We start from the raw sequence: 19,489 nt of genomic DNA on the forward strand, positions 1-19,489 counted from the left end.
AAGATTCGGCATGACCTCGCTCTGGTTGGGATGCCGCTATGAGGGAGTAGGTCGCGGCATGACAGTCGCGATCAACGTCAGGGCCACGCTGGTCGCGAGAATGCGGTCGGGGCAGAGTTTTGATGATGTGCAATCCGCAGCCTTCCCCCTGGGTCGCCCGTGCGAATGGCAGGAGCCGCCGCGGGCTCCTGCCATTCGCTACTGCAGCGGTGATTGCGGCAACGGCCATGCCATCGTCGAATCTGCGTCAGCGATCACCTCGGGTGCTCCAGGCGGGGGCCAGGCCTTCTCTTCATACGCTTGCTTGCGTTTTGCCACACGCTCATTCGGAGAGTCGAAGGGCCAGATGTGGATGATCCGGTCGACGCCGTCGAGTGCGTACATCACGACCGCGATGGGGTCGATGGAGTGCCTACGTGGCAACGCTGTTCGCCATCCGGTGATGGTCGCCGGCAACCCACCCGGGACGAGACGATAGTCGCGGATCTCGTAGGCGGGACCGTGAGATCCGGCGGTCACGGTCGGTACGAATGGGAAGGCGGCGAATGTCTCGACGGAGAGCGACCGGACCGACGAAACCTGTGAAAGAGGGTGGCCGTGGAGGCGTTGCTGCTCGCGAGCGGCCAACAGCGTATCGATCCTGTCGAAACGCCGCAGAACCCAGATCTGTCCCAGTCTGCCGTTCTCTGCCGACCACCCCCCGAGATATTCTCCGCCGTCGGCCGCGTTCAAAGCCCAGGCGTCAGCCTGTTTCGCTACTTCGGTCTGATCCACCAGGGAGAATTGCAGAGTGGTCCACTCATAACGGATTGCTGTGACATCGGCTGGCTGGTCGTCGCCTGTTATCGCCTCGGGCTGTTGTGGATTCACTTCTGCTCTCCTTCTGGTTCTGTCCCGTGCTCAGCGGGAGGTGGGATCGCCGATGGATCTGCCGCCGCAGACCGTCAGAACCTGACCCGTCATGTACGAACCTTCGAGTGCGAGGTGCCGCACCGTAGCGGCAATGTCCTCCGGAACACCTCCCCGATGTACGGGGATCGAGCGCAGCGTCTTGTCGAGCACCTCGTGCGGAAGCGTGGCGGACAGAGGTGTCGCAATGTAACCCGGGGCAATGCAGTTCGCCGTGATACCGAGTTCTCCCACTTCGAGTGCCAATGACCGGGTTGCGCCGATCAAGCCACCCTTCGACGCCGAGTATGCACCGGAACCGAAGATGCCCAGCCACGCCCGAGATGCGATGTTGACGATCGCGCCGCCGCGAGCCGCTTTCATCAGGGGCAGTGCCCTACGAATCAGAGAAAAGGCGCCGAAGAGATTGATGTTCAAGGTGAACGCGAGATCCTCATCCTTGATGTTCGTCAGGCGAGCATCACGACCCACACCGGCGCAATTGACGAGAATGTCAAGCTTGCCGTGTCGTTCGGTGATGGTGTCGATCACCGCCCCACGCGAAGTGGCGTCCTGGACATCGAGAGCGTGCGTCTCCACTCCGGGCGGAAGTGCCGTCGTATCGAGACTGTCGATGACGTGGGGCAGGTCGGTGAGGAGAACCGTGGCGCCCTCGTCGGCCAGTCGGTCGACAATTGCTCGTCCGATGCCGCTCCCCGCACCGGTGACGAGGGCGACTCTGCTGTGCGCTGTGCTCACGGCTTGATCCTTCCGAGGTTCGGACCGGAGGAGGTGTAGGTTTCCTGCCCTGTCAGTGTGGTTGCAGTCCGATACGTCTCGAGCAGGGTGCTGATCGTGGCTGCCTCTGCGTCGTCGTCGAGGTTGCCGTACAAGACGGAATTGACAGTGATGGCATCCTTTTTCAGCTCGATGGCCATGGTGCGTGTGAAGGACAGGACGGCTCCCACGAGCATGCTCGGCAACACCGAGTCCCGAGTCCCCAGTGCTGCGCCTGAAGGGATCAGGATCGCGATGCTGTGGTGGGACTCGCTTTCTCGATTTTCCCGGACAGCGATTGTTGCGCACTGGAGTGCGTGGATGAAGGCGAAGAACGTAGCCTCGACGGACTCGAGGTCGTGGTCGGTTGTCGAGGAGAAGGGTTGCGGTGCCGGAGGCCGAACGAGAATGACGGTTTGGTGACGCGCATCGATGTCGGCGACGTTGGCGAGTGAACCGGCTTCCAACCCCAAGCGGCTTGCCAGGGCAGCTGGGTGTTCGCCTTCGAGCCCGACGAGGGCGGTGGTGGGACGCGTCGAACGGGTGGCGTTGGTCATGCCTGCATCACCAGCGTCGTCACAGAGGCACCGTCGGTGCCGGCGACTGTTCCCCCCTTGCAATAGGCAAGGGCAGTACGCGCGCCCTCGACTTGTCTGGCTCCGGCCTGACCGCGAAGCTGCCATGTGAGCTCGCAGGCTTGGGCCACTCCGGTCGCACCGACAGGGTGTCCTCGCGACAGCAGGCCACCGGACGGGTTCACGGGGAGTTTGCCGCCCAGGGCGGTGTGGCCCTGTTCTGCCCATCGCCCTCCCTCTCCACGGGGAATGAGACCGAGACCTTCCATTCGGACGATCTCGGCGATGGTGAAGCAGTCGTGCATCTCCACGAAGTCGATGTCGTCCGGACCGATCCCGGTCAGCTCCCATGCGGCTTGTCCGCCACGGCGGGAGATGTCCTCTTCGTTGATCGAGCGTTCGCCGTCGCGCACTGTGCCGCTGACGAGGCCACACCCGAGAATCTTCGGGTTGTCTCCCGCGCGGAGTCCAAGCCGTGTCAGGCCGGCTTGGTTCGCGATGACGATCGCGGCGGCGCCGTCGCTGATCGGGCTGCAGTCCAGTAGTCCGAGTGGATCAGCGATGGTCCGTGCTTCGAGGACCTGCCCCAGGGACACCGCGTGCTGGTACTGGGCGTAGGGATTGTGTACCGAGTGTGCGTGGTTCTTGACGGCGATGCTCGCGATCTGCGCGCGGGTTGCTCCGTGATCGTGCATGTATCGTCGGGCGCTCATGGCGTGGTTGGCTGCCATCACCATGCCCATCGCCGCATCCAGGTCGGTGCGGTCGGCAAGGATTCCGCCCTTGATTCGGTCGGTCATCTTCTCGGCGCCGATGACGAGGACGAGGTCGTGCTGGCCAGCGGCAACAGCCATCGACGCGACGCGTAGCGCGGTGGCTCCGCTCGAGCATGCGTTCTCGAGATTGGTGACGGGCTGACCGGCGAGCCCGAGCTGAGCCGCTACGCGTTGTCCGGCAACCGAACCTCCGAGAACGGTTCCCAGGTAGAGCGCATCGATGTCGTGTGGGAGGGACTCGGCCTCGGACAGAGCCGTACGTGCGGCCTCGACAGCCATTTTCTCGAGGGTCACCTCGGCCGGGTACTTGCCGAATCGAACCATCCCGACGCCGACTGCGTGTACGGCGTTCGCATTCATGACTGCTCCTTGGGGACGAAGGCGAAGCTCAGATGGGGCTGCCCGTCGATCGTTGTCTCGTCGGCCGCCAGCTGGACCTGTTGCCCGATTTGTGGACTGAGTCCAGGCGGGAATTTCAGGCGCGAGAGGAGTACCACCGGCCCGTCCAACCGCACGAACCCCAGCTGATAGGGCACGGCGAAGGCGGGGGGCGCCTGGTGGACGGTGGTAAAGCTCTCGAGGGTGCCTTCCTGCGGTAGCTCCACGGTGTGAACATCATCGGTGTAGCAGCGGGGGCAGAAGTCCCGAGCAGGAAACGAGACGTGTCCTTGCGTACATGCTGAACCGATCAGTGCGAATGGTTCGGTGGTGAACAGGTCGTCCCTCAGTGGGGGCAGGTCGAACGTGTCGGTGCTCATGTGACCTCCTTCAGTGTGTCGCGGTGGGAATGGCCGGCGTGCACCAGTTGTGTGCAGCGGTGGCGAGATCGATGCGTCGTGCTCCGGTGTCGCTGAGTTCGGGACCGGTCCTGCTCATGCGCGGCGCGGCAGCCGGGAACACGGCGCCGTCGCGCTCGACCAACATCGATCGGGCGCGAACGTGCGGATCGGAGGCGACTTCGTCGACAGCATTGACCGGTGCCACACAGGCTTCGGCTCCGGCGAACAGTTCGGTCCATTCGGCCCGGGTTCTCGTGGCAAAGGCTTGCGCGATCTTCTGTTTCGCGGCGGGCCACTTCGTCCGGTCTTCACGGGCGCCGTCGAGCGCGTCCTCGAGACCCAGTAGCCGAGTCATGTTGGCGTAGAACTTCGGTTCAGCTCCAGCGACGGCCATGTAGTGTCCGTCGCTGGTTCGGTAGCTGTTGTAGTGCGGAGCACCGGAATCCATGTCGTTGGTGCCCGGTACGTCGGACCATTGCCCGTCAGCCTTGCGCTGCCAGAGCCCGGACATCAACAGAAGCGCTGCATCCGTCATCGCAGCATCGATGACCTGGCCGGTCCCGGAACGGGTCCGCTCGAACAATGCGAGGCCGATACCGTAGGCGAGCATCAGTCCTCCGCCGTAGTCGGCGACCATGTTCAGTGGCGGGACGGGGTCGTGTCCCTCGCGCGCGATCGAACGGGCCGCCCCGACCATGGCCAGATAGCTCAGGTCGTGGCCGGGCTCGTGTGCGGCTGGACCGGTCTGACCCCATCCGGTCATGCGGGCATAGACGAGTGCCGTGTTGGCGGCCGTCAGCTTGTCCGGTCCGAAACCCAGCCGCTCCATCACGCCGGGACGAAATCCTTCGACCAGAACATCGGCGGACACCGCGAGCTCGTGGACGAGTGCTCGGTCCCTGTCGCTTTTGAGGTCGGCTTCGACCGTGGTGCGACCGCGCAGCGTGAACGAGGGCCGTGTGGCGGCGCTGCCCGGCCGCTCGATGCGGAATACTTCGGCACCGGCGTCGGCGAGGAGACTGCACGCGAACGGTGCGGCCCCCAGTCCTCCGAACTCGAGGACGCGGATTCCCTCGTAGGGACGAACGCTCACTGCCTGCCTCCTACGATTACGTCCGACCGGGCCGGAAGAAGCGGTAGCCCGGGATGGACGGCAGGCATCGCAACGACCGACCCGCCCTTGGCAACCGTGACGACTAGGGTTGCGAGGTCCGCTCCCGCGAAGCAGACACTTGTGACGAGAACACCTGTACCGAAATTTAATTCACGGACGACTCGGCCATCGGAATCGAGCGCGACGACATTGTCTCCGGATCCACCTGCCACCCACAGCCATCCCTGGCTGTCGAGGGCGATTCCGTCCGGGGTCCCGCCGGGGACGGCGACTTCCCAGCCGTCCCACTCGCATCGCGCTCCGTCGACGTGGTAGCGGCGCACGACGCCGCGCAGCGTTTCGGCGACATAGATCTGCGCGGGGTCGGTTCCGAAGCAGAGACCGTTCGGGAATCGGAGCCTGTCGAGTGCGGTCGTCACCGTGTTGGTGCTGGGGTCGAGAATGCGTAGGGCTCCTCGGCCATCACCTCCGTCGTCGGAGTGCCCGCAGGGGTCGGTGAACCAGATCCGCCCTGCATTGTCGATGATGCAGTCGCTCGGCGAGGATACGTCGCCTTCGTGGACGGTTGTCACCGTGCCGTCGACGATCTGCTGAATCGAGGGTGCGGCAGAGATTTCGGACTTCGACGGCATCGCCGTCCCGCCGTTCTGGGTTACCCAGATCTTGCCCTGGATGCCCACCGCCAAGCAGTTCGGTCCGCCACCGGTTTCTGCGATCGTTCGTGTGGCGTTCTCGGCGGTGAGATCGACGGCGTAGACGATTCCGCGGTTGATGCTGACAACGCCCACCTCACCGGAAGGCAGCAGCGCGGGTCCCTCGGTGAAGCCGAGACCGGAGGCCACGAGACGGGCGCCATCGGGTAGGACCAGTTTTCGCTCGGTCTGTGCTTGATTCGTCACTGGTGTTCCTTGTCGTGGTTGATGATGTCAGTCGAGGATCTCGATCCGGCTGGTCACACGGTCTGTCGAATCGGTGACCAGAGCTGTTCTGGCCGTGCACGACAGGACCATGCCTTGGTCGATAGTCAGAGGTGAGGTGTACCGGAACGACACATGCCGGATGGGTTTTTGCCGAAGCGTCCGGATCCGGTGGGTTGCGGCGATCAGTTGGAAGGGGCCGGGCACCACCAGACCCGAGTAGCCTTCCACGTCTCGTGCGTAGTTCTCGTCCCAGTGAATCCGGTGGGATGCGCGCACGAGTGCGGAGAACCGGAACAGCGTCGTCGTGTCAATGGGCAGCGCAACGCCGGACGCCGCAGGGGCAGCTGGTTGAGGCGTCGCCGTGGTGTGTGGCCCGTAGTGGTCGATGACGTCTTGCTGCTCGCGGATACAGACTCGCCCCTTCTGGGAGATCAGGTGCTCGAGCGTGGTGATGGTGAACGTGCCGCTGCGTCCCCGAACGTGTTTCGTTCCAGTTACTTGCGAAGTCCGTACAGCCGGCACACCAAGAAGCAAGTCATGGTGGAATTCGATCGAGCCGCCCCCGAGAAGGCGCCTGGTTCCCTGCTCCGGCCGTGGAAGGATGTCCGATTGAGTCGGAAGTCCAGCAGCGTCCAGCTGGGTCGGGGACGGGTGCTCGTGAAGGTACATCCAATGTCCCATCAGCGGCACCGGAGTTCCGTCCGCGGGGTAGTCCACATCCAGTCCGAAAAGCGCGACGAACTCCCGGGCCGGGGCCGCACCGAGTGTTTCGGTCCGGTCCGTGCGTGGGAGGGAGGTGACTGTGGTCATGGAACCAGCACCGCGCGTCCGACAACCGAGGACTTCTCGACGGCACGGTGAGCACCAACGACGTCGTCGAGGGTGTAGTCGGTTGTGACTGCCCGCACCTGGCCGGAGTCGAGCAGTTCCAGTGACCGTAGGAACGAGTCCGTCGATGTCGATGCGGATCCGGTGATCACCGCTTCCTTGAAGAACACGAAGGCGGGATAGACGCTGATCTTTTGGCGTTCGAGTTGGCCTGTCAACACGTAGCGACCGCGCTGTGCGAGGCCTTTGAAGCCGGTGTCGAACACCGTCGGCAGGCCGACGTTGTCGAGCACGACGTCGACGCCGCGTCCGTGGGTGAGGTCCGCGATGTGGGTGTTGGGGTTCTCGGTGGTGATGACGACATCGTGTGCTCCGTGCGCACGGAGGGCGTCGGACTTCGACGCCGAGGATGTCAGCGCGATGACGTGGGCGCCCATCGACGCTGCGACCTGCAGGGCATGGATGCCCAGTCCTCCCCCTGCGCCGGTGACGAGGACCGTTTCGCCGCTGCGAAGGTGTGCTGCACCGCGCAGGGCTTGGACGCAGCTGCCGACAGCGCACGCGGCGATGGCTGCTGCCTGTGCCGGTATGTTGTCGGGGACCTGAGCGAGGGCGTCCTGTTCGAGCACAATGAAGTCTGCGTAGCCACCGTAGACGAATGTCTTTTTCGTGCAGTCGAGTTCGCGTCCGGTTCGGCACGGACCGCACCATCCACATGTGTGGTGTTGTTTGCACGCGACCCGATCGCCTGGCTCGACGTGTGTGACCGATTCCCCGATTTCGACGACGCGGCCCGCCACCTCATGGCCCAGCACGTGAGGTAGTGAAATCTTGGTCAAACCTGCGCGGTCGGCGATGTCGTGTCCGCAAACACCGACGGCTTCGACCGCGACGAGAACCTGGGTGCCGCGGGGTGACGGGCGGTCGGTCTCGCCGAGCGCGAGTACCTCGGGTCCGCCGTACTCCGGTGTGGCTACTTGGCGCATGACTTGGCCTCCTGGATCTGAGGATCGATGAACTGCTCACCGATCAAGCGCTTGCTGACTTTGCCGGTGGAGGTGGTCGGCACTTTGTCTGCGTCGAGGAACACGAACCGCGACGGGACCTTGTACGAGGAGATGCGCTGTCGGAGCCACTGCCTCAGCTCCTCCGACAACTGCTCCGCATCTGCGTCGTGTCGCGCCGCTAGTACGATCGCGCAACACAATTGTTCGTCACCGGACACACTCGTCCAGCCGAACGCAAACGCGTCCTCCACGTCCGGATGACGAGCGACGAAATCCTCGACCTCAGCGGGCGATATCGTGATCCCGTTGACCTTGACCACTTCCTTGAGGCGTCCGGCGAAGTGCAGATGCCTATCGCTGTCAAGCCAACCGAGATCGCCGGTACGAAACCATCCGTCATCGGTGAACGATGCGGCATTGGCGTCCTCGTTGTTCAGATAGCCGGGGGTCACGATCCCCCGCAGTTCGATTTCCCCGAGCTGCTCCGGATGGCCGACCTCGATGGGTTCGCCTGTCTCGAGGTCGGTGCACCGGATCTGTTGGGTGTCGAGCACGGTTCCTTGAGTCTGGACGAGCGTGTCCACATCGTCGCCGGGCTCGGTCATCGTTGCGAGTCCATAGCATTCGGTGAGGCCATACGTACTACGCGCTCCGCGCAGGCCGAGGGTATCGATCGCGATTCGCTTGTCTTCCGCAGTCACACCGATCACGCCCTTGGTCAAGCTGGACAGATCGAAGGGTTGTGTCTGCTGCTGCTTGGCAAGGCCGCGAATGAGTGGGCCCAGTCCGTAGAACACAGTGCACTTCACCCGTTCGATGAACTGTGCCGACGAAGCCGGCTCGAATCTACGCTGGAGGCAGAGGGTGGCACGGTGGGTGAGCGCCACATGGATCACATTTGCGCAGCCGAGGCCGAAGAACAGCGGTGCAGCGAACCAGATTCTGTCTTCCTCGGTCACCCCGATCCGCGCGCCCATCGCCTGGCCGTTGCGGACGAGGCCGCCGTGTTCGAGTATGACAACCTTCGGTTCGGCACTGCTGCCACTGGTGAAGGCGTACATCGCCGTGTCGGACTCCGTGATGTGTGCCGGAGGCACCGGGTGCCCGATTGTGCGATCGAGCCCTGTGGGGAGATCAGGGCCGGCCCAGAAGAAGGTCCCGAGATAACGCCGGGACCAGTCCGGATCGACCAGGTCGGCCTCGGCGAGGATTGCCGTGTAGTCGTGGCCGTGCAGGTCGGGTTCCGAAATGAGGGCTCGCAGATGCGCTTTCGCGCTGGCGGAACGGAGTTCGGCGGCCTTGTACCAGGTGTTGAGTGGGACTGCGATCATTCCCCCGCGGGTGACAGCAAGGACTGCAGCAACCCATTTCCAGCTGTTTCCCATCAGGATTCCGACGGTGTCACCCTTGGAAAGACCCAGATGTTCCAGGTTTGCCTGTAGCCGAGTGCAGTAGTCGTACATCTCGCGTGCCGTGACCGCACGGACGTCGTCGATCACGATCGGGTGGTCTGGGGACTGAGTCGCGTAGGCCTCGAACGCCGATGGCACTGTCGATACAGCGACCGTCGTAGAGGCCGGTACAGGTTCGTTCATCACACTGCCTCACATACTATTTTCTATAGATAATAGCCGTCGGTGGATTGTTTTCCAACCACCTCATCGCTTGGCGCCCAGGGTGTCGCCCGAGACCGTTTTCTCGGCGATGCCGCGCTGAGCCACCTTTGCCTGCCTCCGAGCCACGGAGTCCTGCGCCGTCAAGAGGTAGGCCGCCCCTGCGCCCAACGACGCCATGATGAAGATGTAGATCGAAAGCGCCAGGTTGGAGCCGGTGGCGGTCAACAAAGCCTGAGCGACCACTGGCGCGGTTCCGCCCACGACCGCGGTGGGAAGCGCGTGACTCAGAGCGGTGCCGGTGTAGCGAGCCAACGGCGGGAACTGACGTCCATAGACGACCGCCTGCGGTGCCTGAATGAGGGCATGAGACAAAGCGAGGTACATGGCGAGGCCGACGAAGACTCCGATGACGCCGAGGCCGAGGAGCCAGAAGAACGGGAACGACAGCAGCACGCCGAACACGAAGCCGGTGACGAGTACGATCCGAGGACTCCATCGGTCCGCGCACCACCCCGCGACTGGAATCGCGACGGAGTAGACGACGGCGGCGAGCGTCAACGCATCGAGAACCGATGTGCGGTTATACCCCAGAGACGTGGTCGCGTAGGCGATTCCGTACGTGGTGATCGTGAAGTACACGACCACGCCGCCGCCGGTGACGAAGAACCCGAGCACGATCGGCTTCCAGTAGGAGGTCAACGTCTTCGCCAGCGACAGTTGCGCCTCCGGTGCCGTCTGCGCCTTGGCTTCGGTGTACTCGGCGCTGTCCTCGATGTTGCGGCGAATCCAGAAGGTGAACAGGAACATCACGAAGCCCAGCAGGAATGGCAGTCGCCACCCCCAGGTGATGAAGTGTTCGCCGGTGAACTTCGATGCCAATGTGGTGGCCAGGGAGGAGAGCACCAGGCCCAGCGAGCCGATCTGAACCATGCTGGCCATGAAGTTCTCGCGACCGGGTTTCGAATTCTCGATCAACACCAGCGAGGCGCCCGCCCACTCGCCGCCCAAGGACAGACCCTGGAGAAACCGCATCGCCACCAACAGCAACGGTGCTGCGATTCCGATCATCTCGTAGGTGGGCATCAGGCCAATGGCCAGTGTGGAGAACCCCATCAAGGTCAGGGAGATCATCAGGGTCCGCTTACGCCCGAGGCGGTCCCCCATCCGCCCGAAGACCAGGCTGCCGATCGGCCTGGCGATGAACCCGAACGCGAAGGTTGCGAACGCGGCCAATGTTCCTGCAGCCGAACTGAAGGACGGGAAGAACACCTTGTTGAACACCAGCGCGGCCATCGTCCCGTACAGCAGGAAGTCGTAGTACTCGATGGTGGAGGTGGATATCCCCGCGATGATCAGTCGACGTTGACTTGGGGGTCGGGAAACTGTATTGCTCGCCATTTCACACTCTCTTCCGAATTTTCTATAGAAAAGAGTTTATATGTGGTGATCGGCGTCACGTCAAGAGCTCGTGGTCGCTGCTACCGCCACAACTACTGCTGTGGCCTAGCGGCCTCGCATCGCGACCGGCCCCAGCATCGATCAGTCAAACGGGTTGCGTCATTGGTCCCGCAACTGGAGTGACCAGCGACTATGCCTATTCGGTCGACTCCAGCGCTGCGACTCCCAGTTCGACAGCAGTGTTCGCAAACACCGCCGTCAGAGCCAGTGCGGCCGCCGCCTGACGGCGCGTGGCGCCGTACTGCAGTGCGTTCTCCACGTGAAGTGCAGCACCTTGTGAGAACAGGTGAGTCGTGGACATGTCGGCCACCGCAAGCGCCAACTCGCGCCATTTCGGTTCGAGTTCGCTGTGCTCCCACACCGCACGCCCGAGCCGGCGGTAGGCGTCGAAGAACCCGGGCAACTCCTCGGCGAGCATGCCGTGCACGCCCGGAAATTTGTTTTCGAACGGGCGCCAATACACGCCCTTGGTGGCTGCAGGGACCTCGTACGAGTTGACGTCATACACGAGAGGGAGCCCCTCTGTCACGCCGTGGAGCGCCACGAACGGTAGAAGCAGTAGCACGTCGAGGACTTCACGGCGGGAGGCGCCGGCATCCAACGCTCGCCTCACTCGAAGTTCGACGCCACGCTGGTCGCGGACGGTGACCGAGGCATCATGTGCCAAGAGCAGCAATTCGCGGATGTGCGGGGGCAACTCGTCCGAGTCGTAAGCGGCCTCGAGAAATCTCGAGAAGGCGTCCGCGAACGTAGGATCCAGCGCCATCAATTGTTCCCACTGCGCCGTAACGGACCCGAATACCTTCGATACCCGCGAGGAAACCCTGGTCTCGCGGCCCTCGTCGGCGGTCTCGGCTCTTGTCATCGTGTGGTCCTCTCGGTTCGAATGCAGTGCCTGCCTCAGGTCAGCCGCGCTCGCGGAGGGGCGGTGGATGGCTTTCTGCGGGTGTGGCGCAGTGTTGGCCTGGCAGGCAGGAGTAGTCGGACTTGGCTAGATCAGGCCCCTACCGCTACTCTATTATCTATAGAAAGTGATAGCCAAGGCGTAGGTATGGTTCTAAATGGATCTGTCTGCGCCCAGGGAGCGCGGACAGTCGCCGCCCTCCGACAATGGAGAGGACATGAAATGCCCAAGGCCTTTGTCGGACGTGCGCAGCTATCAACCGAAGTCGAATCCTATGTGCGAGAACAGATTCTTACGGGCGAGTTCCCCGCGGGATCTCGAGTACGTGCCGAGAACCTCGCCGAGGATCTCGGTGTCAGCCCGACTCCAGTCAGAGAGGCCCTGCAGGCGCTACGTGGCCAGGGATTCTTGAGTCTCGAGCCCCGGAAAGGTTTCCGCGTTCTGGCGCTCAGCGATCAAGACATCGAAGACGTCTTCCTCGCCCAAGCGTTCCTGGCAGGACAACTGGCGCGTCGCGCCGCCACGAACCTCTCCGACGACCAGCTCGACAATCTGACACAGATGCACGACGAGATCGATCAGGCAGCTGCGCGGAGAGACAGTGAGACCGTCCAAGATCTCAACGACAGCTTTCATCGAATCATCAACAAGAGCGCGGGTTCCCCGAAGCTGAGACTGCTGCTGAGCAATACACTGTTCTACGTACCGAGCCGGTTCTTTGCCACGAATCATCAGTACCCGTCATCGGACCATCGCCGGGAAGTCCTGAGCGCGCTACGTCGCCGCGATCCGGACGCAGCGGAGCAATCGATGTCCCACCTAATCTCCCATTCCGGCCACCAGCTACGTGAATTTCTCGGTAACCGAGGAATCGAAGATGCCAGTTAGTCGTCCATTCTTTCGTCCGGTGATGATTTGCGTTCGGGGCGTCAATCGGGACACTCTGGACAATCGGGATCACCTGTCGGCTAACTCCCGCTCCGACCTGGCCACCGCGATGTCCCCGGATCAGTATGGGGGACGAGCCAAGTCTGGCCCGGCCAGAACAACCGTCAACGACCTCCGGGGCTACTCCTTACCTGGTTGCGACGTTCCAGGCTCGAGGTGATCGACCAGGCGCGAATGGTCGGAGCGGTTTGATAGGTGCGGCGGTCGGTTGCGTGCGTCGCGGCGGAAGTTGTCATTCTCGATGGTCAGTACGTGCAACGCGCGAGCGAACGTTTCGCTGGTCAGGCGGTAGCGGTCTCGTTCGCGTCTCGCAGCGACTGGTTGGTCTTCAGGGCGGCGATCTGCTCACGAAGCTTGACCTCGTTGTCGGGGACGCCGGCGCGGGTTCGTCGCTGCGCGTAGAAGAGATCCTTGAGGTCGGTATGCTTGTGGGTCAGCTTGTTTCGCTTCACTCCAGCTTCTTGCGCGAGGCTGACGATGTCGAGCTTGCCCGACGAGCGCAGCGGTGTCCCGCGAACAATCGCTGCATGGCCGCGGTGATGGCACGCCGGTCGTCCTCATCGGTCAACGTCGGTCTCCTCGCGGCTGGTGATGCGGGTTCGCTCATGCTGCTCGACGAGCGTGTCCAGGTGGGCTACGCGTTGACCGAGGCGTTCACGCAGCGGCATCGGGGTGGCCGGCTCGACGACTTCTTTGCGGAGCCGGGCGATCTCGCTGCGCAGTGCAGCGATGTGGGTGTCGGTGCGCGCGATGTTCGCGCAGGCCGGATCGCACCGGTCGACCGCGGGGGATTTCGACCGGCCGGGTGGGTGGGTGCGGTCGGGGCGGCAGAGCGCTTTGGCTGGATCGTAGTTGCAGGTGAGGAACGCTTTCCGGGTTGTCGTAGACGTGGAATTGGGGGACGGCGAGCAGTGCGGTCGCCTGATTGGGTGTCAGGTACATGCCCTCGAATCGGAGCTGTGCTCCGGTGGCGGCGCTGATCAGGCGGCGGGCGGCGGGTCCGGAGACGTGTTCGCCGCGGTGGAGGCGATCGGCGACGGTGTCGAGGTAGTCGGCCATGGCTCGTGCGGTTTCGATGTCGAGGATCCGGCGTGGTCCGTCGCGGGCTTGTCCGGCGTAGCCGTCGGTGACCGAGGAGGCGCGCAGGTGCCCGTACTGCAGCGCGAGCCGCGACGCGGCCGCCGGGCAGGCGGGCGATGTGCCAGGCGAGGGTTCGCCGGAAGCGGTTGTCCTGAACCCGGCCGGCCGGATCGTCGGGGATGGTTTCGTCGGGCCGCGTAGTCGTTCAGCCATGCGGTGAAGGCCGCGATCCGACCGTTGGCGCCCTGACAGGTCAGGGCCTCTCCACGCCGCTTACGGGAGCCCGATGTGGTCGAGGCCCAGGCAGTTTTCACGGGGAACAACAACGGCCCGTCCGCCATTCGCTCGAGCACGCGTACCGCGCGGACCACCGGCGCGATTGCGGTCCAGGGCGTGTCCCGGGGAAGCCCACCGACCACATGCTTGCCGTCGCCGTCGCGGGCGTCCTTGAAGTAGTTGCCGTGGATTTGGTAGCCGTGGGGGTGCGGGTCGTCGGTCCCGGGTTCTGGGCAACACCCGACCCGCAGCTCGAGCGCTTCGTCGGGTCTCATCCCGGTCAGGTACAAGATGACGATCAGGCAGGCCGTCGACAGTCGGTGCATGAGCTGCGGGGCCTCATGGAAGGTGATGTGCTCGAGCCACGCTCGCCCGCCCAGGCGCCCCCGGATGGGGCTGCCGAGCGGTGACTCGGCCGCCACGGGCAGGTGCGGTCCGTAGGCCCGGACGGCGTGGCTGGCCTGCTCCTTGCTGGCGTTCGCGCGGCCCGCGAGGTAGGAGATCGCGAGCATCGGGCGTCCGTTGTGGATGCGACCGGGCAGTGGCCGGTTCTCGGCGGCGAACTGTTCGACCAGCTTCCGCATGGCCGCGGACGCCGCGGGGTTGGCGTGCGGCCGGATCCGGGCGGTCAGCGTGTGGTGTTCCTGCCAGGCGGTGAGGGTGTCGTCGGCGAAGTCGTCGACGAACCGCATCGCCCAGATCAGCAGCGGCGACATCACCGCCGCCGGGTGTATCGGGGAGGTGCCGTTCTCGTTGGCGGACTCGGTCCGCGGCAGGTAGTCCCGCATGCATTCGGCCTGCCAGGGCGGCATCGGAATGCGGTCGCCGGGCGGCAGGTGCGGCGCGAATCCCCACAGCAGGCTGACGGCGGCGAGGCGATTGACCGCCGTCGTCGTGGAGATCCCGCGACGGCCGACCTCGACGGCGTAGTCGGCGAGGTCGTCGACGGTCAGTGCATCGAGTTGGGTGATATTGCGGGTGAGCAGCCACTGCGCGAGTTGGCACCAATTGGCCGACGACGTTGCGCATCGAGGCCGGGTGCGGCCACTTGCGTCTGCGGGCGGTGCGACTGCCCAGTAGCGCGTCGGGGGTCGGTAGGTTGACCAACGCCCACCCGGCGCGTCGGAACGCCGGCCGCAGCGGCAGCGGAAACAGCTGCCAGTTCAGGCAATCGTGCACCTGGTGGTCGTTGGTGTTCAGCGGGGACAGATCCCACCGCAGGTGCTGGCCACCGCTGGGGTTGGAGGCGGGCGCGGTGCTCATGCGTCGAATGTCCTGCGGAGCAGCCGGTCGATGGTCGTGCGGTCCGCATCGGTGATCCGGGTGCGAGCGTCGGATCGTTCGCCCGCGGTGGTGTGGGTGTCCAACAGCGCAGAAACCCGCTGAAAGTGCTGCTGCCACTGCCGCTCCCACACGGTGGTGTCCAGGACGGCGTGCAGTTCGGTCAACCCGTCGTGCAGGTGGACCAGCCGCGGCAGGTGTCGTCGGGGTGGCGACCGCGTTCGGGCAGGCCAAGCACAGCAGGAACGACGCGGTGCACGGCAGGCCCGGGTCGTTGTGCGGGCTGTGGGTGAAATCGGCGCAGGCCGCGGGGGCCGTGTCGAGGTCCCCGCGTGCGATGGCCGCGGCGAGTTCGGGATCGTCGGACAACTCGACCAAGGTTTCGGCGTCGCCGCCGAGGACCAGCCGCATCGCACCGACGAGGTGGGCGTGCTCGGCGGCGTCGGTGAGTCCTCGCGCGATCGTCTCCCTCGCTGCCTCTCGGCCGGACGGATCCCGCAGCATGTAGACCGTGTCGTGGACCTCGTGGGTGTTTTGGGCCGGTTCCTTGCGGATCAGCACCTGCAGGTGCGCCGCAGCCGGCGCAGGCTCACCGATTCGTTCCCGACCGTCAGACTCTTGGCGATGCCGAACCCGAATTCCTGCCCGCAGCGAGACGGACACGCGGTGCGGTAGACCAACAGCCGATCAGTCGGTCGGCCCCGTACCGCCAGGGTCTCCCTGGCCGGTTCGGTGGCCTCGATGACCTGGCGCAGCAGCCGTCCCGCACTGCCCGGGTCGTTGTCGACGAGGTTCGTGCTGGTGTGCCGCAGCCGCACCGGTCGGCGCGGCTTGTCGAGGTGCACGGTGAAGACGTCAACGTTGTCGGCGACGGCCGGTCGTGCTCCGGGATCCGCATCCGATGCAACACGGACTTGTTCCACGACTCGCTGGCCACCAGCAGGACCGCCGCCGCGAACACTTCACCGCGGCTCAGGAACAGCCGGCCCCAGGTCTTCTCCGGTGCCAGCCCGCCGAGGGCGGACAGATGCCGGCGCGACGGCCGTCGCCCGCAGTCTGGCCGGGCCGCGAGCAATGGCACCTCACCCGTGCGGGCCACACAGTCCAGCACCTCACCGAGCAACCATTCGCTGCTCGCCGCCCGGAACTCGCCGGCCCGCCAGCGACGGAGATGTTCGCGGTTGTCCCGGATCCTGATCAGGGCGCTGTTGAACACGGCCCCCGCGGCTGAGCGGATGCGCAGAAACTCTTGGTAGGTGTAGGCGCTCTCCGTCGACGCCGGCGCGGGGACGACGCGCCGATCGACGATCTCGAGGGTCTCGGATGGAAGCTCGCGCACCTGGGCCAGAAGCGCTCGGAGCGCGACCAGGTGGTGGCGAGTTCCGGCGGTCGGGGGAAGCGACATCCGCCAGGAAATCCACACGGCGGGCGTGATCTGCGCCATCGAATCCGGCGGCCGCTCCAAGGTGGCCAACCCGCGCAGCAACAACCGAGCACTCTGATAGCCGCAGTAGCAGGTGACCCACGCACGCCACCCGCCTGCCGGCCCGATCTGGCGGTCGAGCGCCGCCGCGAACTGTTGCCGCAGCTGCATGCCGCCGGGCAGCGGTGTGAAGTCGAAAGCGCCTTCGGCAACTCCATTTTCGGACCAAAGGTCACCACCAGGCCGGTGCTGTCCAACGAGGCCGGACGTCGATACTCCGCGGCGGGCAGGCGCACCGTGTGTGTCGCCACCGGGCTACGCTCCACCGCGCCGGTGACCACCGCCCAGTCGAACAGCAATTTGAACGCGGCCAACTCCCGAGCCCACTTGGCTCCACAGACCCGCCGCGGGTTGTCCGTCGACCGGCGTCGCCACGCCTCGTAGTCACCGATGTCGTCGTAATTAGCTTGATCCCAGTACCTTCCGCGCCGCCACAGGAAGCTGAAGAACAGGCGGTAATCCTTCACATACGACTGCCGGGTTCCCTCGGCGAGAAACGCGAACCTCGACCGACGGAAGAACCTCGCCAGTCGCGGATCGATCCGACCGACCGGGTCGATCAGGATAGGCGTGGCCTCGTCGATGCCCAGCGCCCGCTCGCGGGCATCGATGTCCACCCACCGGTCCAGCGCATCGTCGAACCCTACGGGCACCTCGACATCACGAGTAGTCCAGTACAACATCCACTCACCGCCGTCGAACCAGTCCGAAGTACATCCGGAAACCGCGTCCACAGTGGGCACCCTGCGAACGTAACTCCGTCACGGCCGATACTGCCTGCAACTCGCCCAGACCGTCGAGGGAACTGCTGCTCGCCGCCTGTCACAACCTCCGCAAGCTCCACGGCGTAGTCGGTGTCCACGGCCTCGCGGCCCTCGCCGCGAGCTGACCTCCCGGTCAGCCGCCACCCGCTCGGTACGGACACCCGCGCAACCTGCGCTCATCCCGAACCAATCTGCCCACCCACTGCCGGCCCAATCGACTCCGGCGCACCCTGGCAACGATCCCGATTGGCAATACAGACCCACGCTCCTAGCCCGCTCCTAGCCCGCTCTCCGGCCAGATCCTCGAACAGTGTCGGGTCGTGGGCGGAGAAGACGCGCACCCGCGGCGCCACCTGATTGTTCAGTTCTCGTAGCCGGCGATGATTGCCGCGGATCTTCGAACGGTCCACCGCGATCAGCTCTTCCATCACCCGCAGGGCGCGACCCTCGGTTCCCGGCGACACCTGTCCGGGGGCGGCGACGGTGCTGCGGTGGTAGAAGGCGTCGCCCGCGTGCAGCAGCCAGCCCTTCTCGCCGGTGTCGACGGCCACCGCCGCGTGACCGCGGGTGTGGCCGGGCATCGGGACGAGCACGATGCGGTCGCCGACACCGGCGATCGGGTAGGTGTCGGAGAACCCGAGCACGGATTCGCCCGGCCCCGAATAGGTGTGCAGCGTGGGTTCGGGGGTGAGCTGGGCGGGACGGTACCGGACCTTCTCCCGGAACGACGAACGTCCCTCCGACGCCGTTCGTTCCGCGGCGGTGGTGTGCAGGGTGGCGTTCGGGAAGTCGGCGACGCCGCCGATGTGGTCGAAGTCGAGATGGGTCGCGACGATGTGGGTCACGTCCGCAGGATTCAGGCCCAGCTTCTCGAGCCGGCGGACCGCCGTCTCCGACTCCCGGAACCGGGCGCCCATCAGGTTCGCGTACCGGCCGACGCGTCCGGTGGGATCGGCCACGTCCGCCAGCCCGAAGCCGGAGTCGACCAGCACGATGCCCGCGTCGGTTTCACACGCCAGCACATGGCACACCAACCGCCCGATGAGCGCCGAGGAGAACGAGCCGCAATTGAGGTGGTGTACCCGCATGGGGGCTCACGCTAGCCGAGTCGGTGTTCGCGGGGCGCCGATTACACCGCGACCGGTGACGACGCCTGTGCCCAGAACCGTTTCGGTATTCGTCCGGCATTGCGGGCGCGGCGCCCGGCCGTGACTGCTCCGGCCATCGCCGCGGCCATCAGCGGAGGGTCCGCGGCTCTCGTCACCGCCGTGGCGAGCAGTACGGCGTCGCAGCCGAGTTCCATCGCCAGTGCTGCGTCGCTCGCGGTGCCGATCCCGGCGTCGAGAATGACCGGGACGTCGGTGCGCGCGACGATCATCTCGATGTTGCGGGGGTTCGAGATGCCGAGCCCGGTGCCGATCGGCGACCCGAGTGGCATCACGGCGGCGCACCCGGCATCGACCAGGCGCTGCGCGAGAACGGGGTCGTCGTTGGTGTACGGCAGCACGACGAAGCCGTCGTCCACGAGTTGTTCGGCCGCCGCGACGAGTTCGATCCCGTCGGGCAGGAGCGTGCGCTCGTCGGCGATCACTTCGAGCTTGACCCAGTTGGTACCCAGGGCCTCGCGGGCCAGGCGCGCGGTCAGCACGGCCTCCGTGGCGCCCCGGCAGCCGGCTGTGTTCGGCAACAACGCGATACCCAGTCGATCCAGCAGTTCGAGCAGCCCGGTCCTCCCTGCGGCGTCCACTCGGCGCATCGCCACCGTCGTCAGTTCGGTGCCGGAGGCGACGAGTGCGTCTTCCAGCACCGAGAGGTTGGCCGCGCCGCCTGTGCCCATGACGAGGCGGGACGAGAAGTCCCGGCCCGCGATCGTGAGTGCGTCGGTGTCAATGCTCATGGGTACCTCTCCGGTCGAGATTTCAGCGAGCACTCGAACCCTACGATCGAATCGTCTCCGACGTCAGAACCACTTGTGCGCTACGTCATAGGTCCAGATTGGACCCCTGTCCCACCGT

At 64.9% G+C, this 19,489-nt stretch carries 20 protein-coding genes and 1 pseudogene; 2 read left to right on the forward strand and 19 right to left on the reverse strand.

Annotated features, from left to right (window positions below; translation table 11 throughout):
- Positions 1-198: 198 nt before the first annotated feature.
- The 12 genes from HGB39_RS18390 to HGB39_RS18445 all read right to left on the reverse strand — a co-directional run bounded on the left by HGB39_RS18390 (position 199) and on the right by HGB39_RS18445 (position 11,603).
- Positions 199-870 (reverse strand): NIPSNAP family protein, encoded by a 672-nt coding sequence (locus HGB39_RS18390; protein ID WP_043793486.1) that lies wholly within the window; start codon positions 868-870, stop codon positions 199-201.
- Between the two features lie 30 nt (positions 871-900).
- Positions 901-1,647: an SDR family NAD(P)-dependent oxidoreductase gene (locus HGB39_RS18395; protein ID WP_005573512.1), complete on the reverse strand. Its 747-nt coding sequence runs from the start codon at positions 1,645-1,647 to the stop codon at positions 901-903.
- Complete coding sequence (locus HGB39_RS18400; protein ID WP_005573511.1) at positions 1,644-2,222, reverse strand: Rossmann-fold NAD(P)-binding domain-containing protein; 579 nt, start codon at positions 2,220-2,222, stop codon at positions 1,644-1,646. Before HGB39_RS18400 ends, HGB39_RS18395 begins: the two co-directional genes overlap by 4 nt.
- The gene (locus HGB39_RS18405; RefSeq protein ID WP_064080317.1) at positions 2,219-3,376 is read right to left on the reverse strand and encodes a thiolase family protein; all 1,158 of its coding nucleotides are present in this window, start codon (positions 3,374-3,376) and stop codon (positions 2,219-2,221) included. The genes HGB39_RS18400 and HGB39_RS18405 overlap by 4 nt, the downstream gene beginning before the upstream one ends.
- Positions 3,373-3,774: a Zn-ribbon domain-containing OB-fold protein gene (locus HGB39_RS18410; RefSeq protein ID WP_005573509.1), complete on the reverse strand. Its 402-nt coding sequence runs from the start codon at positions 3,772-3,774 to the stop codon at positions 3,373-3,375. Before HGB39_RS18410 ends, HGB39_RS18405 begins: the two co-directional genes overlap by 4 nt.
- A 10-nt stretch (positions 3,775-3,784) precedes the next feature.
- On the reverse strand, positions 3,785-4,888 hold the full coding sequence (locus HGB39_RS18415; protein WP_005573508.1) for a CaiB/BaiF CoA transferase family protein: 1,104 nt from the start codon (positions 4,886-4,888) through the stop codon (positions 3,785-3,787).
- Positions 4,885-5,808: an SMP-30/gluconolactonase/LRE family protein gene (locus tag HGB39_RS18420; protein ID WP_005573506.1), complete on the reverse strand. Its 924-nt coding sequence runs from the start codon at positions 5,806-5,808 to the stop codon at positions 4,885-4,887. Before HGB39_RS18420 ends, HGB39_RS18415 begins: the two co-directional genes overlap by 4 nt.
- Before the next feature lie 27 nt (positions 5,809-5,835).
- Positions 5,836-6,510 carry an HTD2 family dehydratase gene (locus HGB39_RS18425; protein ID WP_247607454.1) on the reverse strand — a complete coding sequence of 225 codons (675 nt, stop codon included), beginning with the start codon at positions 6,508-6,510 and terminating at the stop codon, positions 5,836-5,838.
- Positions 6,511-6,635: 125 nt separating this feature from the next.
- Positions 6,636-7,643 carry an alcohol dehydrogenase catalytic domain-containing protein gene (locus HGB39_RS18430; protein ID WP_005573504.1) on the reverse strand — a complete coding sequence of 336 codons (1,008 nt, stop codon included), beginning with the start codon at positions 7,641-7,643 and terminating at the stop codon, positions 6,636-6,638.
- Positions 7,631-9,259, reverse strand: coding sequence for a class I adenylate-forming enzyme family protein (locus HGB39_RS18435; protein WP_063885225.1), 1,629 nt, complete (start codon positions 9,257-9,259; stop codon positions 7,631-7,633). Before HGB39_RS18435 ends, HGB39_RS18430 begins: the two co-directional genes overlap by 13 nt.
- Positions 9,260-9,322: 63 nt before the next feature.
- Positions 9,323-10,678 carry an MFS transporter gene (locus HGB39_RS18440; RefSeq protein ID WP_005573502.1) on the reverse strand — a complete coding sequence of 452 codons (1,356 nt, stop codon included), beginning with the start codon at positions 10,676-10,678 and terminating at the stop codon, positions 9,323-9,325.
- Positions 10,679-10,874: 196 nt separating this feature from the next.
- Entirely contained in the window at positions 10,875-11,603 is a 729-nt protein-coding gene (locus tag HGB39_RS18445; protein WP_005573501.1) for a carboxymuconolactone decarboxylase family protein, read from the reverse strand.
- A gap of 261 nt (positions 11,604-11,864) precedes the next feature.
- Here HGB39_RS18445 and HGB39_RS18450 point away from each other — a divergent pair, with 261 nt between their 5' ends.
- A complete protein-coding gene (locus HGB39_RS18450; protein WP_043793485.1) occupies positions 11,865-12,530 on the forward strand; it encodes a GntR family transcriptional regulator in 666 nt (221 codons plus the stop codon).
- A 341-nt stretch (positions 12,531-12,871) separates the two neighbouring features.
- Here HGB39_RS18450 and HGB39_RS18455 read toward each other — a convergent pair whose 3' ends face one another.
- From HGB39_RS18455 to HGB39_RS18465, 3 genes are all read right to left on the reverse strand, one after another.
- Positions 12,872-13,042, reverse strand: coding sequence for a hypothetical protein (locus tag HGB39_RS18455; protein ID WP_005573499.1), 171 nt, complete (start codon positions 13,040-13,042; stop codon positions 12,872-12,874).
- A 528-nt stretch (positions 13,043-13,570) separates the two neighbouring features.
- Entirely contained in the window at positions 13,571-14,758 is a 1,188-nt protein-coding gene (locus tag HGB39_RS18460; RefSeq protein ID WP_155756004.1) for a site-specific integrase, read from the reverse strand.
- 447 nt (positions 14,759-15,205) lie between these two features.
- Positions 15,206-15,394 (reverse strand): hypothetical protein, encoded by a 189-nt coding sequence (locus HGB39_RS18465; RefSeq protein WP_043793484.1) that lies wholly within the window; start codon positions 15,392-15,394, stop codon positions 15,206-15,208.
- 41 nt (positions 15,395-15,435) lie between these two features.
- On the opposite strand from HGB39_RS18465, the gene HGB39_RS18470 reads away from it, so the two are divergent.
- Positions 15,436-15,735, forward strand: a complete 300-nt coding sequence (locus HGB39_RS18470) for a hypothetical protein (protein ID WP_005573497.1) — start codon at positions 15,436-15,438, stop codon at positions 15,733-15,735.
- A gap of 102 nt (positions 15,736-15,837) precedes the next feature.
- Here the strand turns inward: HGB39_RS18470 and HGB39_RS38845 are convergent, their stop codons facing one another.
- The 4 genes and pseudogenes from HGB39_RS38845 to HGB39_RS18490 form a co-directional block, all read right to left on the reverse strand.
- Positions 15,838-16,821, reverse strand: a complete 984-nt coding sequence (locus HGB39_RS38845; protein ID WP_247607441.1) for a hypothetical protein — start codon at positions 16,819-16,821, stop codon at positions 15,838-15,840.
- A 179-nt stretch (positions 16,822-17,000) separates the two neighbouring features.
- Positions 17,001-17,393, reverse strand: a pseudogene (locus HGB39_RS40240) (site-specific integrase); the annotation flags it as partial.
- Positions 17,394-17,650: 257 nt separating this feature from the next.
- Positions 17,651-18,562, reverse strand: a complete 912-nt coding sequence (locus HGB39_RS18485; RefSeq protein ID WP_247607442.1) for an MBL fold metallo-hydrolase — start codon at positions 18,560-18,562, stop codon at positions 17,651-17,653.
- A gap of 41 nt (positions 18,563-18,603) precedes the next feature.
- The gene (locus HGB39_RS18490) at positions 18,604-19,371 is read right to left on the reverse strand and encodes a thiazole synthase (RefSeq protein WP_005262373.1); all 768 of its coding nucleotides are present in this window, start codon (positions 19,369-19,371) and stop codon (positions 18,604-18,606) included.
- Positions 19,372-19,489: the final 118 nt, after the last annotated feature.

Source organism: Rhodococcus opacus (genome assembly GCF_012396235.1).
Taxonomy (GTDB): Bacteria; Actinomycetota; Actinomycetes; order Mycobacteriales; family Mycobacteriaceae; genus Rhodococcus_F; species Rhodococcus_F opacus.

Coding starts and splice junctions, on each gene's coding strand:
- HGB39_RS18435 (WP_063885225.1), bottom strand. CDS start 9,259: ATGAACGAACCTGTACCGGCCTCTACGACGGTCGCTGTATCGACAGTG.
- HGB39_RS38845 (WP_247607441.1), bottom strand. CDS start 16,821: ATGCAGCTGCGGCAACAGTTCGCGGCGGCGCTCGACCGCCAGATCGGG.
- HGB39_RS18445 (WP_005573501.1), bottom strand. CDS start 11,603: ATGACAAGAGCCGAGACCGCCGACGAGGGCCGCGAGACCAGGGTTTCC.
- HGB39_RS18405 (WP_064080317.1), bottom strand. CDS start 3,376: ATGAATGCGAACGCCGTACACGCAGTCGGCGTCGGGATGGTTCGATTC.
- HGB39_RS18485 (WP_247607442.1), bottom strand. CDS start 18,562: ATGCGGGTACACCACCTCAATTGCGGCTCGTTCTCCTCGGCGCTCATC.
- HGB39_RS18400 (WP_005573511.1), bottom strand. CDS start 2,222: ATGACCAACGCCACCCGTTCGACGCGTCCCACCACCGCCCTCGTCGGG.
- HGB39_RS18460 (WP_155756004.1), bottom strand. CDS start 14,758: ATGCCGCCCTGGCAGGCCGAATGCATGCGGGACTACCTGCCGCGGACC.
- HGB39_RS18490 (WP_005262373.1), bottom strand. CDS start 19,371: ATGAGCATTGACACCGACGCACTCACGATCGCGGGCCGGGACTTCTCG.
- HGB39_RS18410 (WP_005573509.1), bottom strand. CDS start 3,774: ATGAGCACCGACACGTTCGACCTGCCCCCACTGAGGGACGACCTGTTC.
- HGB39_RS18425 (WP_247607454.1), bottom strand. CDS start 6,510: ATGGGACATTGGATGTACCTTCACGAGCACCCGTCCCCGACCCAGCTG.
- HGB39_RS18450 (WP_043793485.1), top strand. CDS start 11,865: ATGCCCAAGGCCTTTGTCGGACGTGCGCAGCTATCAACCGAAGTCGAA.
- HGB39_RS18440 (WP_005573502.1), bottom strand. CDS start 10,678: ATGGCGAGCAATACAGTTTCCCGACCCCCAAGTCAACGTCGACTGATC.
- HGB39_RS18430 (WP_005573504.1), bottom strand. CDS start 7,643: ATGCGCCAAGTAGCCACACCGGAGTACGGCGGACCCGAGGTACTCGCG.